Origin of the sequence: Streptomyces katrae, assembly GCF_000966975.1 — a bacterium.
Taxonomy (GTDB): domain Bacteria; phylum Actinomycetota; class Actinomycetes; order Streptomycetales; family Streptomycetaceae; genus Streptomyces; species Streptomyces katrae.
The window spans coordinates 1-17,055 of record NZ_JZWV01000341.1 but is presented as its reverse complement, the minus strand read 5'-3'; the positions used below and the strand labels follow the sequence as shown (position 1 = coordinate 17,055).

Annotated in this window: 13 protein-coding genes and 1 pseudogene; 11 read left to right on the top strand and 3 right to left on the bottom strand. The window is 74.8% G+C overall.

Translation table 11 applies throughout. From position 1 onward, the window contains the following. Together VR44_RS13405 and VR44_RS13400 are read right to left on the bottom strand one after the other, a co-directional pair. Positions 1–1,524: 4-alpha-glucanotransferase (locus VR44_RS13405; protein WP_045947697.1), on the bottom strand; the 1,524-nt coding region annotated here is incomplete at its 3' end. Between the two features lie 16 nt (positions 1,525–1,540). Next, the gene (locus tag VR44_RS13400; RefSeq protein WP_045947695.1) at positions 1,541–1,774 is read right to left on the bottom strand and encodes a hypothetical protein; all 234 of its coding nucleotides are present in this window, start codon (positions 1,772–1,774) and stop codon (positions 1,541–1,543) included. Between the two features lie 228 nt (positions 1,775–2,002). On the opposite strand from VR44_RS13400, the gene VR44_RS13395 reads away from it, so the two are divergent. Beyond that, complete coding sequence (locus tag VR44_RS13395; RefSeq protein ID WP_045947694.1) at positions 2,003–5,002, top strand: glycoside hydrolase family 84 protein; 3,000 nt, start codon at positions 2,003–2,005, stop codon at positions 5,000–5,002. 49 nt (positions 5,003–5,051) lie between these two features. Here the strand turns inward: VR44_RS13395 and VR44_RS13390 are convergent, their stop codons facing one another. Further along, positions 5,052–5,603 carry an HNH endonuclease gene (locus tag VR44_RS13390; protein WP_045947693.1) on the bottom strand — a complete coding sequence of 184 codons (552 nt, stop codon included), beginning with the start codon at positions 5,601–5,603 and terminating at the stop codon, positions 5,052–5,054. Between the two features lie 248 nt (positions 5,604–5,851). On the opposite strand from VR44_RS13390, the gene VR44_RS13385 reads away from it, so the two are divergent. The 10 genes and pseudogenes from VR44_RS13385 to VR44_RS13340 all read left to right on the top strand — a co-directional run. Next, entirely contained in the window at positions 5,852–6,931 is a 1,080-nt protein-coding gene (locus VR44_RS13385) for a mechanosensitive ion channel family protein (RefSeq protein WP_245691762.1), read from the top strand. A gap of 119 nt (positions 6,932–7,050) precedes the next feature. Further along, entirely contained in the window at positions 7,051–8,268 is a 1,218-nt protein-coding gene (locus VR44_RS13380) for an ROK family transcriptional regulator (protein WP_045947691.1), read from the top strand. 69 nt (positions 8,269–8,337) lie between these two features. After that, positions 8,338–9,681, top strand: coding sequence for an ABC transporter substrate-binding protein (locus VR44_RS13375; protein WP_045947690.1), 1,344 nt, complete (start codon positions 8,338–8,340; stop codon positions 9,679–9,681). Between the two features lie 4 nt (positions 9,682–9,685). Continuing rightward, positions 9,686–10,627, top strand: coding sequence for a carbohydrate ABC transporter permease (locus tag VR44_RS13370; RefSeq protein WP_045947689.1), 942 nt, complete (start codon positions 9,686–9,688; stop codon positions 10,625–10,627). Further along, the gene (locus VR44_RS13365; protein ID WP_045947688.1) at positions 10,624–11,505 is read left to right on the top strand and encodes a carbohydrate ABC transporter permease; all 882 of its coding nucleotides are present in this window, start codon (positions 10,624–10,626) and stop codon (positions 11,503–11,505) included. Before VR44_RS13370 ends, VR44_RS13365 begins: the two co-directional genes overlap by 4 nt. Positions 11,506–11,510: 5 nt before the next feature. Then, entirely contained in the window at positions 11,511–12,776 is a 1,266-nt protein-coding gene (locus VR44_RS13360) for a 6-phospho-beta-glucosidase (RefSeq protein WP_045947687.1), read from the top strand. Continuing rightward, the gene (locus VR44_RS13355) at positions 12,767–13,756 is read left to right on the top strand and encodes an N-acetylglucosamine kinase (protein WP_045947686.1); all 990 of its coding nucleotides are present in this window, start codon (positions 12,767–12,769) and stop codon (positions 13,754–13,756) included. The genes VR44_RS13360 and VR44_RS13355 overlap by 10 nt, the downstream gene beginning before the upstream one ends. A 201-nt stretch (positions 13,757–13,957) precedes the next feature. Then, positions 13,958–15,346 (top strand): hypothetical protein, encoded by a 1,389-nt coding sequence (locus tag VR44_RS13350; RefSeq protein ID WP_045947685.1) that lies wholly within the window; start codon positions 13,958–13,960, stop codon positions 15,344–15,346. A gap of 5 nt (positions 15,347–15,351) precedes the next feature. Then, positions 15,352–16,377: a glutamate ABC transporter substrate-binding protein gene (locus tag VR44_RS13345; protein ID WP_045947684.1), complete on the top strand. Its 1,026-nt coding sequence runs from the start codon at positions 15,352–15,354 to the stop codon at positions 16,375–16,377. A 68-nt stretch (positions 16,378–16,445) separates the two neighbouring features. Further along, a pseudogene (locus tag VR44_RS13340) lies at positions 16,446–17,055 on the top strand (hypothetical protein); the annotation flags it as partial.

Here is a 17,055-nt window from a genome sequence, read left to right as displayed (position 1 = left end):
GTCGTGGGTGGTGACGGTGGCCAGGCAGTCGGACCGCCAGGCCCCGGGGGCCAGCGGCTGCCCGTCGCCGGACCAGTCCCGCTCGAACCAGAGGACGGAGGTGCCGAGGATCCCGCGGCGGGCCAGCGCCCCCCGTACCCGGGGCTCGACCGTGCCCAGGTCCTCGCCGACCACCACGGCGCCGGCCCGGTGGGCCTCCAGGACCAGGACGGCGAGCATGGCCTCCCCGTCGTAGGAGACGTACGTGCCCTCGGCGGGCGGGGTGCCCTGCGGGATCCACCAGAGCCGGAACAGGCCCATGACGTGGTCGACGCGGACCGCGCCCGCGTACCGGAACACCCCGCGCAGCAGGGCCCGGAAGGGGGCGTACGCGGAACCCTCCAGGGCGTCGGGGCGCCAGGGCGGCAGCCCCCAGTCCTGGCCGCGCGCGTTGAAGGCGTCCGGCGGGGCGCCGACGGAGACGTGCCGGGCGTGGAAGGGGCCGAAGCGGGCGTCGGAGCCCTCCGGGTGCACGCCGACGGCCAGGTCGTGGACGATGCCGACCTCCATCCCGGCCTCCCGGGCGGCCCGCTGGGCGGCGGTCAGCTGGGTGTCCGTCAGCCAGACCAGCCAGGCGTGGAAGTCGGCCCGCGCCCCGGGGTCCTCACCGGCGGCGGCCGCGCACCAGGCGGCGTGCAGGTCGAGCCCCTGGCCCTGGGCGGCACGGTACGCCCGGTAGGCGGCCTCGCGGGCGGGGGTGCGCGGGACGGAGTACAGCAGTTCCAGGGCGGCCCGCTTGAGGGCCCATACGGCGTCCCGGTCGATCAGGGCGCCCTTCTCCAGCACCTCACGGCGCAGCTCCCCGCCCCGCCGGGCCAGTTCGGCCAGCGCCGCCCGGTCCGGGCAGGCCTCCCACTCGGGCAGGTCCTCGACGCGCAGGTACACCGGGTCCGGGAAGCGGCGGGAGGCCGGCCGGTAGGGGGAGGGGTCGGTCGGGGTGCCGGGGACGGCGGCGTGCAGCGGGTTGACCTGGATGAACCCGGCGCCGTGGGTACGGGCGGCCCAGCGGGCCAGTTCCGCGAGGTCGCCGAGGTCGCCCATGCCCCAGGAGCGCTCCGAGAGCAGGGAGTACAGCTGGACGAGCAGCCCGTGGGCCCGCTCGGGCGCCGCGGTGCGGCCGTCGGGGGTCTCGGCGGTCAGCCGGTGCACCCCGAGGGGCAGGCGGGCGTCCCACGCGGCCTCCCCGGCCCCGTCCTCCAGGGTCACCCGCAGCCGGGTCCCGGGCGGCAGTCCGGTCAGGGCCGCGGGGGCGGGCTCGCCCCGCCACTGGACCAGGGTCGGCGGCAGCAGCCGCCCGGCCGCCTCCCGTTCGGCGGAGTCGGCCAGCTGCCGTACGGCCTCGGGGGTGTCGGCGGGGACGCCGATCAGGCCGAGCACGGCGCGGACCGTGGCCGGGGGCACCTGGACGGTGACGTCCTCGGCGGGCTGGTAGGAGGAGGCGACGCCGTGGTGGGCCGCGAGCCGGGCGAGGTCGTCCATCTGCATCCTCGGGGTGGAAGGGTTACGAAACCGCCTCGCTGGTGAGCGGGGCCTCGTGCACGAGCGGGGTCTCGCTGGTCAGCGGGGCGTACGCCGAGCCGGGCAGCGGCGTTTCACTGGTCAGCGGGGCGTCCGCACACCCGGACAACGGCGACGCGGCCCCCGGGGGCACGTCCGAGGGGCCCGCCTGCACGGGCAGGTGGGCGAGCGGGGCACGGCTGCGGGCGGCGGCGGGCGGCGCGGTGGGGGGTTTCATGGGGGCTCCCTCGTACGTGCTTCGGGCCGGTGCTCCGGACCCTGCCGGTCCGGCGGATCCGCCCATGCAACACCTGCGCCGGACACCGCAGCCATACCCAGTCCGGGGCACCGCATTCCTGGCCGATCTTGGTCAGATCACCCCACGCGCATTGACACCCCGGCCGCACGGGTGGTGGGCTCGGGCTCATTCGTACGGGCGGGGGACGACTCGGGACGGGGAGGCTCCGTGCAGCTCAGGGGCAGGAAGCGGAGCACCGCCGCGGCGGTCGCGGTCATAGGCTCGCTGCTGGGCGGAGCGGTCGCCTCCGTCCCCGAGGGCATGCTGGCGGCCTCGCCCAAGTCCCCGGCCGCGCCGCGTTCCGACAGCGGGTCCGCCGCCGTGGCCTCCGGCGGCCCGGGACCGCTCCTCGACCCGGCCTTGGACGTTCCGCGAACCCCCTCCGAGGGGCCGGCGGTGTGGCCGCGGCCGCAGTCGGCGCACGCCGACCCGGCCCGGGAGGTGCCGGTGGCGGCGGAGGCCGTGCTGGTGGCACCGGAGGGGGTGGACCCGTACGCCCTGGACGTCGTGCGCGCCGCCCTGCGCGCGGCCGGCGTACGGACCCTGCACGACCGGCCGCCGGGGGCGGTACTGCCCGAAGGGGCCCTCGTCGTACGGCTCCAGGGGGCGGACGCGCAGGCGGCGCTGCTGGCGCTCGGCGCGGCCCCGGCCGGGGACCTGCCCGAGGGCGGCTACCGGCTGGCGGTGGGCAGGACGGGCGGCCGGGACACGGTGGCGCTGGCCGGGGTGGGCGGGGACGGGCTGTTCCACGCCGCGCAGACGCTGCGTCAGCTGCTGGCGGCCGGGGGCGGGAAGGTGCCCGGGATGCTGGTGCGGGACTGGCCCACCGCACGGGTGCGCGGGGTCACCGAGGGGTTCTACGGGCAGCCCTGGAGCCGTGAGCAGCGGCTCGCCCAGCTGGACTTCCTGGGCCGCACCAAGCAGAACCGGCTGCTGCTGGCGCCCGGTGACGACCCGTACCGGACGACGGCCTGGCGCGAGGAGTACCCGGCGGCGGCCCGCGAGGAGTTCCGGGCGCTGGCCGAACGGGCCCGCGCCAACCACGTGACGCTGGGCTGGGCGGTGTCCCCGGGGCAGTCCATGTGCCTGGCGTCGGCGGACGACCGGGCGGCGCTGCTGCGCAAGGCCGACGCCATGTGGGACCTCGGTTTCCGGGCGTTCCAGCTGCAGTTCCAGGACGTCAGTTACGCCGAGTGGGGCTGCCGGGCCGACCGGGTGCGGTACGGGACGGGGCCGGCGGCGGCCGCGAAGGCGCACGCGGAGGTCGCGGGCGAGCTCGCGGCACACCTGGCGGAGCGGCACCCGGGGGCGGCCCCGCTGTCGCTGCTGCCCACCGAGTACTTCCAGGAGGGCGCCACCGCCTACCGGACGGCCCTGGCCCAGGCCCTGGACGGGCGGGTGGAGGTGGCCTGGACGGGCGTGGGCGTGGTGCCGCGCACCATCACCGGCAAGGAGCTGGCCGGGGCGCGGGCCGCGCTCGGGCACCCGCTGGTCACGATGGACAACTACCCGGTCAACGACTGGGACCCGGACCGCATCTTCCTCGGCCCGTACGCCGGGCGCGATCCGGCGGTGGCGAGCGGTTCCGCGGCGGTGCTCGCCAACGCGATGCCGCAGGGCACCCTGTCGCGGATCCCGCTGTTCACGGCCGCGGACTACGCCTGGAACGCGACCGGGTACCGGCCCGGGGAGTCCTGGGCGGCGGCCGTGCGCGACCTGTCGGGCCCCGACCAGCGGACCCGGGCGGCGCTGGCCGCGCTGGCCGGGAACACGGCCTCCTCGGGGCTGAAGCTGGAGGAGTCGGCGTACCTGAAGCCGCTGGTGGAGGAGTTCTGGCGGGCCCGCGCGGCCGGTGACAAGGCCGCGGGAGACAAGCTCCGGGCGGCGTTCACCGTGCTGCGGGAGGCGCCGGGGCGGCTGCCCGGCCTCTCCGGGGAGGCGGGGCCCTGGCTGGAGCGGCTCTCGCGGTACGGGGCGGCGGGCGAGCTGGCGGTGGACCTGCTGCGCGCGGAGGCCCGGGGTGACGGGGCGGGCGCCTGGCAGGCCTCGCGGGACCTGGCGGCGGCGCGGAGCGCGCTGGCGGAGCGGGACGGGGTGCGGGTGGACGCCTCGGTGCTCGACCCGTTCCTGGCGAGGGCGGCGGAGGAGTCGGACGCCTGGACCGGTGCGTCCCGGCCGGCCGGGACGGTGCGGCAGGAGCCGGGTGCGTGGACCGTGTGGCTGGAGGAGCCCCGGCCGCTGGCGGCGGTCACGGCGATGACGGAACCGCTGGCACCGGGGTCGCGGGGTGCGGCGGTGGAGGTGCACGTACCGGGCGAGGGCTGGCGGCGGCTCGCGGAGGCGGCCGGGTCCGGGTGGACCCAGGCCGACGCGGGCGGTGTACGGGCGGACGCGGTGCGGCTGTCGTGGCCCGGTGAGGCCCCGGTGGTCCACCAGGTGGTGCCGTGGTTCGCGGACGACCCGCAGGCGGGGTTCGAACTGGCCGGTGAGGGCCGGGTGGACGTGGAGATCGGCGGGGCCGCGCGGACGGTGACCGCGGAGCTGTCGGCGGTGCGGCCGGGGGAGGTCAAGGGCGCGCTGGCGCTGTCGGGGCCCGCGCCGGCGGGCATCGAGGTCCGTCTCCCGGGCGCGGTCACGCTGCCGCGCGGGGGCCGGCTCTCCCTGCCGGTGGAGGTCCGCCTCCCGGCGTCCACCCCGGCCGGGACGTACGCGATCCCCCTCGCCTTCGACGGCCAGGTGCGCACGCTCACGATCCGGGCGGTACCGCGCACCGGCGGGCCGGACCTGCTGCGGACGGCGAAGGTCACCTCCTCGGGGGACGAGTCCCCCCGGTTCCCGGCGTCGGCGGCGGTGGACGGCTCGGAGGCGACGCGGTGGTCCTCGAAGCCGGTGGACGGGGCGTGGTGGCAGGCGGAGCTGGCGGCTCCGGCGCGGGTGGGGCTGCTGAGCCTGCACTGGCAGGAGGCGTACGCGTCGGCGTACCGGGTGGAGACCTCGGCGGACGGGGTCACCTGGCGGCCGGCCGCCGCCGTCTCCTCCCGGGGCGGTACGGACACCGTCCGCCTGGACGCGGCGGCGGACACCCGGTTCCTCCGCGTCACCTGCGACCGGCGCGCCACGCGCTACGGGTGCAGCCTGTGGTCCGCGACGGCGTTCGCGGTGCAGTAGCCGTCCGGCGCCGCTGCGCGGGGCGAGGTCCGCCCCGCGCGGCGGTCCGTCAGGACGCGGCGGCGGCGGTCACCCCCACCCCGATGCGCTCCAGCGCGTCGTCCGCCCCGTACGGCTGGAGGTACGGCATCCACCGCGGGTCCCGGTGCCCCGTGCCGATGATCCGCCAGGCCAGCCCCGACGGCGGAGCCGGCTGGTGCCTGAGCCGCCAGCCCAGTTCCAGCAGGTGGCGGTCCGCCTTGACGTGGTTGCAGCGCCGGCAGGCCGCGACCACGTTGTCCCAGACGTGCTGGCCGCCCCGGCTGCGCGGGATGACGTGGTCCACGCTCGTCGCGACGGCCCCGCAGTACATGCAGCGGCCGCCGTCGCGGGCGAACAGCGCGCGGCGGGTGAGTGGAACGGGCCCCCGGTAGGGGACCCGCACGAAGCGCTTGAGCCGGACCACGCTGGGAGCGGGGACGGCCTGTGTCGCGCTGTGCAGGAAGGCGCCGGATTCCTCGAGGGAGATGGCCTTGTTCTCCAGGACGAGGACGAGCGCGCGGCGGAGCGGTACGACGCCGAGGGGCTCGTACGACGCGTTGAGGACCAGGACGTGCGGCACGGACTGCCTCCTTGTACGCCGGCGGCGCGTGGCTCGCGCCGGGACGATCTGTTCTCCAGTCTCCCCTTACGGCTGGTCGAAACGCCACCACGCGCCGGTAACGGGCCCGAGGTGTTTTCAACCACACTTCCTTCATCCCCAGGTGAGGGCGGTCTCTCCCTCGAACACTGCAACGAGGTCGGGCCCGTGCCCCGTTAGTGTGGAAGACCTGCCCGTACACCCCGTTCCGTTTCCGCGGGCAGGCCGCTATGCCTGGAGGTTCCCCCGTGCCCTCGCCCGCCACCCTGCTCCCGTTGGCAGCGACCGCCACCGACGACGCCGCCGAAAGCGTGACCAACGCCGCGAGCTTCATCGAGGAGAACTGGGCCACCTGGCTGAGCATCGGGCTGCGGATCCTGCTGATCATCGTGATCGCGGCCGCGCTCCGCTCGGTCGTCCGCAAGGCGCTGACCAAGCTGATAAGCCGGATGAACACCAGTGCGGAGGCCGTCGAGGGCACCGCGCTCGGCGGGCTGCTGGTCAATGCGGAGCGGCGGCGCCAGCGTTCCGAGGCCATCGGTTCGGTGCTGCGCTCGGTGGCCTCGTTCCTGATCCTCGGTACGGCAGCGCTGATGGTGCTGGCCGCGCTGAAGATCGATCTGGCCCCGCTGCTGGCGAGTGCCGGTGTGGCGGGTGTGGCGATCGGTTTCGGTGCCCGCAACCTGGTGACGGACTTCCTGTCCGGCGTGTTCATGATCATGGAGGACCAGTACGGCGTCGGCGACAAGATCGACGCGGGTGTGGCCTCCGGCGAGGTGATCGAGGTCGGTCTGCGCGTGACCAAGCTGCGCGGCGACAACGGTGAGATCTGGTACGTCCGCAACGGCGAGATCAAGCGGATCGGCAACCTCAGCCAGGGCTGGGCGACCGCGGGCGTGGCCGTGCAGGTCAAGCCGACCGAGAACCTCGCGCGGCTGCGCGAGGTCCTCCAGGAGGTGGCCGACGCCTTCGCCAAGGAGTCCCCGTGGGACGAGCGCCTGTGGGGCCCGGTGGAGGTGCTGGGCCTGGACGAGGTGCTGCTGGCCTCGATGACCGTGAAGGTCTCGGCGAAGACGATGCCGGGTCAGCAGTTCGCCGTGGAGCGCGAGCTGCGCTGGCGGATCAAGGAGGCGTTCGACGCCGCGGGCATCCGGATCGTCGGCGGTCTGCAGGCCGCCGACGACGAGGAGGCGCCGGCCGACCCGGCGGCCTCGGTCGCCGCGCCGTCGGTGCTGGCCAACCCCGCCTCGCCGCAGTCGCTGGCCACGACCCCGATCCCGCCGCCGGCCGCGCCCCCGGTCACCAAGTGACCGCACGGCCCCCGAGCCCCCGCCCCGCCGGTCTTCCGGCGGGGCGGTTTCATTGACAGGCTCCAGAGGCGAATAGGAAACTTACCTAACAGTTCGCTTCGGTGAGGGAGAGCCCCGTCATGCCCGCCGCCACGCCCGGAACGCCCAGCCTGCTGCGCGCCATGAACGACCGCGCCGCCCTGGAGCTGCTGCTGACGCACGGCCCCCTCTCCCGGACCCGGATCGGACAGCTCACCGGCCTCTCCAAGCCCACAGCCTCCCAGCTGCTGGCCCGCCTGGAGGCCGCCGGACTGGTGGTGGCCACCGGAACGGACGGCGGCCGGCCCGGCCCGAACGCCCAGCTGTACGCGGTCAACGGCCGCGCCGCCCACGTCGGCGGCCTCGACGTCACCCCGACCGGGTCCTCCCCCGACCGGGTCCTCGCCGCCGTCGCCGACCTCACCGGCGCCGTCACCGGCAGCTTCGAGCTCCCCTACACCGAGGGCGCCGACGCCGTCGGCCAGGTCACCGGCGCCCTGGCCGGAGCCCTCGCGGACGCCGGCCTCGGCCTGGACGACCTGCACCGCGTGGTCATCGCGACCCCCGGCGCCTTCGACCCCCGCTCGGGCCGGCTGCGCTACGCCAGCCACCTCCCCGGCTGGCACTCCCCCACCCTCCTCGACGAGCTCGCCGCCGCCCTGCCCGTACCGGTCGAGTACGAGAACGACGTCAACCTCGCCGCCGTCGCCGAACAGCGCCTCGGCGCGGCCCGCGGGCACGAGGACTTCGTCCTGCTGTGGAACGAGGAGGGCCTCGGCGCCGCCCTGGTGCTCGGCGGCCGGCTGCACCGCGGCTGGACCGGCGGCGCCGGCGAGGTCGGCTTCCTGCCCGTGCCCGGACACCCCCTGGTCCGGCAGGTCACCCGCGCCAACACCGGCGGCTACCAGGAGCTGGCCGGCGTCCAGGTGCTGCCCGCGCTCGCCGCCGAGGCCGGGGTGGACACCTCCGGGCTGCCCCGCGACGGCCAGGTGCCCGCCGCCGTGGCCCTGCTGCGGCGGGCCGCCGCCGCACCCGAGGGAGCGCGGCTGGACTTCCTCCGCTCGTACGCCACCGCCCTCGCGACCGGTCTGGCCTCGCTGGTCTCCGTACTGGACCCGGAGATCGTGGTCCTGGCCGGGGAGGCGATCGCCGCGGGCGGCGACCCGCTGCGCGGCCTGCTGGAGGCGGAGCTCGGCGAGCTGGCCCCCTCCCGGCCCCGGCTGGTCCCCGGCGAGGTCCGCGAACGGCCCGTCCTGCGCGGCGCCCTGGAGAGCGCGCTGGCCGCCACCCGCGAGGAAGTCTTCGACACCTCCCGCTGACTCCCCCCGCCCCACCCCCGACTGGCATCCCCGCACCGGAAGTTCCTCCCCCAGAGAGCGAGCCCCGCCATGCCCACAGCCGGACGCCCCGCCACCGCGGCCACCGCCCTGGCCGCCCTGTCCGCCCTGGTCCTGCTGGCCACCGCCTGCACCGGCCAGGGCGCCGCCACCGCCTCCGACGACCCGAAGGCCGACACCACCCTCACCTTCTGGCACGGCTGGTCCGCGCCCGGCGAGGTCAAGGCGATCGAGGAGAACATCGCCCGCTTCGAGAAGGCGCACCCCAACATCAAGGTCGACGTCACCGGCAACATGACCGACGACAAGATCAACCAGGCCCTGCGCGCGGGCGGCGGCAAAGCCCCCGACGTGGTCTCCTCCTTCAGCACCGACAGCGTCGGCAAGTTCTGCCACTCCGGCGCCTTCGCCGACCTGAACCCGTTCCTGAAGAAGTCCGGGATCGACAAGGCCAAGGTCTTCCCGCCGACCCTGCTGGAGTACACGCAGTTCAAGGGCGACCAGTGCACGCTCCCCCTGCTGAGCGACGCCTACGGGCTCGTCTACAACAAGACCGCCTTCGCCGCCGCCGGGATCACCGAACCGCCCCGCACCTGGAGCCAGTTCACCGAGGACGCCCGGAAACTGACCAAGCCGCGCGGGGACTCGTACGAACAGCTCGGCGTGATGCCCACCTTCCACGGCTACGAGACCACCCCCATGCGCCTGGCCGCCCAGTGGAGCCCCTCCTACTTCGCCGCCGACGGCAGCTCCGCCCTGGCCGAGGACCCGGCCTTCGCGAAGATGCTGACCGCCCAGAAGGACCTGGTGGACCAGCTCGGCGGGTACGAGCGGCTGGAACGCTTCCGGGCCGGGTTCGGTGACGAGTGGAGCGCCGAACACCCCTTCCACAAGGGGCTGGTCGCCATGCAGATCGACGGCGAATGGCGGCCCGAGATGGCCAGGGAGGCCGGAGTCGGCTTCGAGATCGGCACCGCGCCGCTGCCCGTGCCCGACGAGCAGGCCGCCGACTACGGCAAGGGGTACCTCTCCGGCACCGTCATGGGGATATCGGCGGCGAGCCGCAAACAGAACGCCGCCTGGGAACTCGTGCGGTACATGACCACCGACACCGAGGCGGTGGTCTCCTTCGCCAACGCCATCCACAACGTGCCCTCGACCTTCGCGGCGCTGGAATCCCCGCAGCTGAAGGTGACGCCGGAGTTCAGGACCTTCCTCGACATCGCCCGGCACCCCAAGTCCGGCACCACCCCCGCCCGCGCGGACGGCGGCACCTACCAGCTGACGTTCCAGGACTTCGCCTACCGCACCGAGAAGGGCGAGGTACCCGACCTCCAGGCCGGGCTCGCCGCCACCGCCCGGCAGATCGACACCGACATCGCCAAGGCCGAGTAGTCCGATGGTCCCGCCCGCCCTCCTGGCCAAGCGCCGCCGGGCCGCCCTGCGGACCGCCGCGTTCCTGTCGCCCTGGCTGATCGGCTTCGCCGTCTTCTTCGCCTATCCGCTGCTGTCCACGGCCTACTTCTCCTTCACCCGCTACGACGGCTTCCGGCCGCCCGCCTTCAACGGCACGGCCAACTGGAGCTACGTCTTCACCGACTACCCGCTCTTCTGGCCGGCCCTGCGCAACACCCTGTGGCTGGTCGTCGTCATGGTGTCCTGCCGGGTCGTCTTCGGCCTCGGCGTCGGCCTGCTCGTCACCAGGGTCAAGACCGGGGCCGGGCTCTTCCGCACCCTGTTCTACCTGCCGTACCTGGCCCCGCCGGTGGCCGCGACCCTCGCCTTCGTCTTCCTCCTCAACCCCGGCACCGGCCCCGTCGACACCCTCCTCGACGGGACGGGACTGCCCGCGCCCGGCTGGTTCACCGACCCCGGCTGGTCCAAGCCCGCGCTGACCGCGCTCGCCCTGTGGGGGGTCGGCGACCTGATGGTGATCTTCATGGCGGCACTGCTCGACGTACCGAAGGAGCAGTACGAGGCCGCCGAGCTCGACGGGGCCGGCCCCTGGGCCCGCTTCCGGCACATCACCCTGCCGAACATCTCCCCGATCATCCTGTTCGCCGTGGTCACCGGGGTCATCCAGGCCATGCAGTACTACACCCAGCCGCTCGTCGCCGGGAAGGCCGCCGCCGGGGTGATCGGCGGCTCCGGGCAGCAGTTCGAGCCCGGCTACCCCGACAAGTCCACGCTGACCCTCCCCCAGCTGGTCTACAACCTCGGCTTCCAGCGCTTCGACTACGGCGCCGCCTGTGTGCTCGCGCTCGTCCTGTTCGCCCTGTCCATGGCCTTCACCGCGCTGCTGATGCGCCGCCGCGGCGGACTGACGGGAGCGGACGCGTGACCGGACGCACGAGACGCACGAGACGCACGAGACGCACGGGCGGACGGGCCGGCCGACGGGCCCTCCTGCACTGGATCGGCGTGCACGCCCTGGCCGTGGCCGCCGCCCTGTTCTTCGTCCTCCCCTTCGTCTTCCTCCTGCTCACCTCCCTGATGGCCGACCAGCAGGCCCTCACCCGCGACCTGTGGCCGCGGACCTGGGAATGGGGCAACTACGCCGCGGTCTGGCACACCCCCGGATTCCTCACCTGGTGGCGCAACACCCTCCTCTACGCGGGCCTGGGCACCCTGCTGACCGTCGTGTCCTCGGTACCCGTCGCCTACGCCCTCGCCAAGTTCCGCTTCCGCGGCCGACGGCTCGCGCTGCTGCTCGTGATCGCCATGATGATGCTGCCGCCGCAGGTCGTGGTCATCCCCATGTACCTCTTCTGGGCGAGGGAGCTCGACCTGTCGGGCACCCTGTGGCCGCTGATCGTCCCGATGGCCTTCGGCGACGCGTTCTCCGTCTTCCTGCTGCGCCAGTTCCTGCTGACCATCCCCGACGAGTACCTGGACGCGGCCCGCGTCGACGGCTGCGGCGAGCTGCGCACCCTGCTGCGCGTGGTCCTGCCGATGGCGAGACCCGGCATCGCGGCCGTCGCCCTGTTCCAGTTCTTCGCCGCGTGGAACGACTACTTCGGCCCGCAGATCTACGCCTCCGACAACCCCGCCGCCTGGACCCTCAGCTACGGGCTGGAGTCCTTCAAGGGCGCGCACCACACCAACTGGAACCTCACCATGGCGGCGACCGTGCTCGTCATGGCCCCGGTGATCCTCCTCTTCTTCCTCGCCCAGAAGGCGTTCGTCGAGGGAGTCACCCTGACCGGAGTGAAAGGCTGAGTCCGATGAAACTCGCAGTGGTGGGCGGCGGTTCCACCTACACCCCCGAACTGGTCGACGGGTTCGCGCGGCTGCGCGACACCCTGCCCGTCACCGAACTCGTCCTCATCGACCCCGCCGCCGAACGGCTGGAGCTGGTCGGCGGCCTGGCCCGGCGGATCTTCGCCCGGCAGGGGCACCCCGGCCGGATCACCACCACCGCCGACCTGGACGCGGGCGTCGCCGGGGCGGACGCCGTACTGCTCCAGCTGCGGATCGGCGGACAGGCGGCCCGGCTCCAGGACGAGACCTGGCCGCTGGAGTGCGGCTGCGTCGGCCAGGAGACCACCGGCGCGGGCGGACTGGCCAAGGCCCTGCGCACCGTCCCGGTGGTCCTGGACATCGCCGAACGGGTGCGTCGGGCCGCCCCCGGAGCCTGGATCATCGACTTCACCAACCCCGTCGGGATCGTCACCCGGGCCCTGCTCCAGGCCGGGCACCGGGCGGTCGGGCTGTGCAACGTCGCCATCGGCCTGCAGCGGAAGTTCGCCGCGCTGCTGGGCGCGCAGCCCGCCGAGGTCCACCTCGACCACGTCGGCCTCAACCACCTGACCTGGGAGTTCGGCGTCCGGCTCGGCGGGCCCGGCGGCGCGGACGTGCTGCCCCGGCTGCTGGCGGAGCACGGGGAGGCGATCGCCGCGGACCTGCGCCTGCCGCGCGCGGTGCTGGACCGGCTCGGCGTGGTCCCCTCGTACTACCTGCGCTACTTCTACTCCCACGACGAGGTGGTCCGGGAGCTCGGCGAGAAGCCCTCGCGGGCCGCCGAGGTCGCCGCGATGGAACGGGAACTGCTCGCCCTGTACGCGGACCCCGCGCTCGACGAGAAGCCCGCGCTGCTGGCCAAACGGGGCGGGGCCTTCTACTCGGAGGCGGCCGTCGACCTCGCGGCGGCCCTGCTGGGCGGCGGCGGCCCGGCCGTCCAGGTGGTCAACACCCGCAACGGCTCCACCCTGCCCTTCCTCCCGGAGGACGCGGTCATCGAGGTCCAGGCCGCCGTCGACGGCTCCGGCCCGGTCCCGCTGGCCGTCCCCCGCCCGGACCCCGTGTACACGGGACTCCTCGCGCACGTGACGGCGTACGAGGACCTCGCGCTGGACGCCGCGCTGCGCGGCGGGCGCGAGCGGGTCGCCCGGGCGCTCCTCGCGCACCCGCTGGTCGGGCAGTTCGACCTGGCGGAGGCGCTGACCGACCGGCTGCTCGCGCACAACAAGGAGTACCTGCCATGGGCGTGAGCCGCCCCTCCCCCGCGGCGGTGCTCGCCCTGGACGCGGGGAACAGCAAGACGGACGCGGTTCTGGTCGGCGCCGACGGCACCGTCCTCGGAACCGGCCGCTCCGGAGGTTTCCAGCCGCCCCGGACGGGGGTCGGGGCGGCTGTCGACGTCCTCGGTGAGGCCGTCGCGGCGGCCGCCCGCGCCGCCGGGCTGGCCGGGCCGCCGTACGCCTTCCGGGTCTCGGCCTGCCTGGCCAACGCCGACCTGCCGGTGGAGGAGCGGCAGCTGGCGGACGCGATCGCCGCGCGCGGCTGGGCGGAGGCGGTCGAGGTCCGCAATGACACCTTCGCGGTCCTGCGGGCCGGGGTGGACCGGCCGCGGGGGGTCGCCGTGGTGTGCGGGGCGGGCATCAACTGCGTGGGCATGCTGCCCGACGGGCGCACCGCCCGCTTCCCGGCGCTGGGGCGGATCTCCGGGGACTGGGGCGGCGGGGGCGGCCTGGCGGAGGAGGCCGTGTGGTGGGCGGCGCGGGCCGAGGACGGGCGCGGCGGGCCCACCGGGCTGGCGAAGGCCCTGCCGGGGCACTTCGGGCTGGGGGCGATGGCCGGGCTGATCGAGGCGGTGCACCTGGGCGGGATCCCGCGGGGGCGGCTGCACGAGCTGGTGCCGGTGCTGTTCGCGGTGGCCGCGGAGGGCGACGCGGTGGCCTCGGCGATCGTGGAGCGGCAGGCCGAGGAGGTGGTGGCGCTGGCCTCGGTGGCGTTGGAGCGGCTGGGGCTGCTGGCGGAGGAGGTGCCGGTGCTGCTGGGCGGCGGGGTCCTCGCGGCCGGGCATCCGCAGCTCAACGGCCGGATCGGGGAGCTGCTGTCCGCCCGGGCCCCGCGCGCCCGCCTCTCGGTGGTCACGGCCCCGCCGGTGCTGGGCGCGGCCCTGCTCGGCCTGGACGCCCTGGGGGCGCCGGCCGGGGCGCACGGCAGGCTCCGTAACCAATTCGGCTGAACCTGCGCCGGGGAGCGGGCCGGGCGGAACCGTGGGGGCGGGCCGGGCGTATTGACGGTGAAGGGGCGGTGGGGATGCCGGGGGGAGGGTGATCGGGGCGGTCCGGGGAGGGGATCGTCCAAGATCGAGCACCGGGTGCTGTGGTCCGGCGCCACTACGGCCATACTGCTGCGGAGCAGAGGGACCGAGGGGGAGGTCAGGGTGGCCATCACGACACGCCCGTCCGCGCCCGGGGGCGGTGCCTCCGGGGCACCCGCCGGGCCGGCGGCCGGGCGGGGTACGGCCTGGGCCGAGGGCGTGGAGCGGCTGCGCGCGGCGGCGACGACCGAGCCGGGCCGGCTGCGGATCATCGGCGCGGTACTGGCGGCGCTGGTGCTGCTGTTCGGCGTGGTGGCGGTCTGGGAGATCTCGGGCCGGGTGACGGCCGCGGAGGACGTCGTGGGCCGCAGCCAGCCGCTGAGCGCGGACGCGGCGAGCATCTACCGTTCCCTGGCGGACGCCGACACGGCCTCCTCCAGCGGGTTCCTGGCGGGCGCGCAGGAGCCGCGCGAGGTCCGCCAGCGCTACGAGAAGGACATGGCGAACGCCTCCCGGCTGCTGGTGAGCGCGGCGGCGAACACCGGGGCGGGCGGGGAGTCCCGCAAGGAGATAGCACTGCTCGGCGAGCAGCTGCCCCGCTACACCGGCCTGATCGAGCAGGCCCGCGCGAACAACCGGCAGGGCCTGCCGCTGGGCGGCGCGTACCTGCGCTACGCCAACGAGCAGATGAGCACGGTGCTGCTGCCGGCCGCCCAGCGGCTGTACGAGGCGGAGACGGGGCGGCTGTACACGGACTACGACGAGGCCCGTGGCTGGCCGCTGGCCGCGACGGGCGCGGGGGTACTGGCGCTCGCCGCCCTGGTGTGGGCGCAGCGGCGCAACTACCTGCTCACGCACCGGGTCTTCAACCACGGCCTGCTGGCGGCGACGGCGGCGACCGCCGTGGTGCTGCTGTGGCTGACGGTGGGGCAGACGGTGGCCCGGTCGGGGCTGGGCGAGGCGCGGGCGGACGGGCAGGAGTCGCTGAAGGTGCTCAACGACGCCCGGATCGCCTCGCTCCAGGCGCGGGCCAACGAGAACCTGACGCTGATCGCGCGGGGTGCCGTACTGGCCGAGGACAAGAAGTCCGACAAGTACGACGTGGACTACGCGAAGAACATGAAGCAGCTCGACGCGGGGCTGGCGCGGGCGCTGGAGCTGGCCGACGACGCGAGCGGCCGGGATCCGGTGGCGAAGGCCGTCGCGGGTGTGGCGCAGTGGAAGCAGCGGCACGCGGCGGCGCGGGAGTCCGACGTGAGGGGCGACTACGAGCTCGCCCTGCCCCAGGTGATCGGGGGCAAGGGGCAGAAGGACAGCAGCGGGGCCTCGTTCGACACGGTGGACGCCTCCCTGGAGCAGGCCGTCGCCCATGAGCAGAAGCAGTTCACCCTGGCCGCCCGGGGCGGGCTCGGCGCGCTGGGCGGGCTGGTGACGGGTGCGGCGGTGCTGGCGGTCGTCGGCGCGGGCGCGGCCCTCCTCGGTATCGGTCGCAGGCTTTCGGAGTACAGGTGAGTGCGATGCGGATACGGCGGACACGGGCGGAGCGGGCCGACCGGCTGCGGCGTGCGGCCGGGCGGCTGCGCGGCTGGGGCGGGGTGAGCGCGATGGCCGCCGCCTGCGCGATGACGGCCGCGGCGGTGCTGCTGCCGCTGGCGCACTCCTCGCCGGGCACCGGGCACCACCCCGCGGTGGTGAGTGACCCCGCGTCGGTGGACGCGGCCCCGTTCACCCTCACCGACACCTGCCAGGACCCGGAGGCCAGCCTGCGGCCGTCCGCGCTGGACGGGCCGACGATCGAGCGGATCCGCAAGGCGGGCAAGCTGGTCGCGGGCGTGGACCAGAACAGCTTCAAGTGGGGCTACCGCAATCCCGACGGGCACCTCGACGGCTTCGACATCGACCTCGTGAAGGCCATAGCCAAGGACATCCTGGGCAACGAGGAGGCGGTCATCTACCGGGCCATCCCCACCAGCCAGCGCATCCCGGCGCTCCAGGAGGGCCGGGTCGACATCGTCGTGCGGACCATGACGATCAACTGCAAGCGGCTGGAGGACGTGGCGTTCTCCACCGCCTACTTCGAGGCGGGCCAGCAGGTCCTGGCGCCCAAGGGTTCCCCGATCACCGGGTACGACGCCTCGCTGAAGGGCCGCCGGATCTGCACGGCCGCCGGATCCACGGCGGAGGCGGCCCTGAAGTCCCAGGGCTACGGCGCGGTGCCGGTCTCGGTGCCGAACCAGCTGGACTGCCTGGTGCGGCTCCAGCTCGGCGAGGTCGACGGGATCATCACCGACAACGCGCTGGCCGCCGGACAGGCGGCGCAGGACCCGTCGGTGCAGCTGGTCGGCGCGCCGTTCACCCGCGAGTTCTACGGTGTGGCGATGAACAAGGGCGCCTCGGACCTGGTGCGCCGGGTCAACAAGGTGCTGGAGAACTACCGCGCGGGTGGTGACCAGAGCCCGTGGGCGACCTCTTACCGCAAGCACTTCGAGGACGTGCTGCCGAAGGCCGCGGTGCCGCCCGCGCCCAAGTACCGGGAGGGCTGAGGCCGGTGGTGGGGGTACCGCCCGCTCGCGGGGCAGGATCGGAGCCGTACGTGAGCCAGACGGGGCTGATGGACCGGGACGACGTCGACCGTGCGCTGGCACGCCTCGGCGCCGAGCACGAGGCCGTGGAGACCTCGCTGCTGGCGCTGCAGGACCATGCCGGACGCCGGCTGCTGGAGGGCGCCGCGCTGAGCGGGGTCACCAAGGAGCGCTGGGCCGCCGCCGACGCGGCCGTGACCCGGCTGTGGACGTACTTCGACGCCTACAGCGGGGCGCTGGCCGCCGCCCGGGAGATCCGCGAGCGGCGCCGCTGGCCGAGCCGTGAGGACCTGGCGGAGCTGACGGAGCGGCTGCGCGGGCCGGGCGTGACGATCGCGGGGGCCGGGGTGGAGGGAGCCGCGCTGGCGGAGCGGTTCTCACTGGCCGAGCTGGTGGCCCGGATGAACGAGCTGTACGCGGCCTCGCTGGACGTGGTGGTCGCCGCCGACGCCGTGTGGTCGGCGCTGCCCGCACGGATCGACCTGCTCGCCGCCGAGCTGCACCGGACGCGTGCGCTGGCGCGTTCGGTGGGGGTCCGGCCGGGTGAGCACCCGTCGGGGGACGACCTGGAGGAGATCACCGCCGAGCTGGCGCAGCTGCGGGAGGCGGTGATCGCCGACCCGCTGGCGTTCTGGGTGC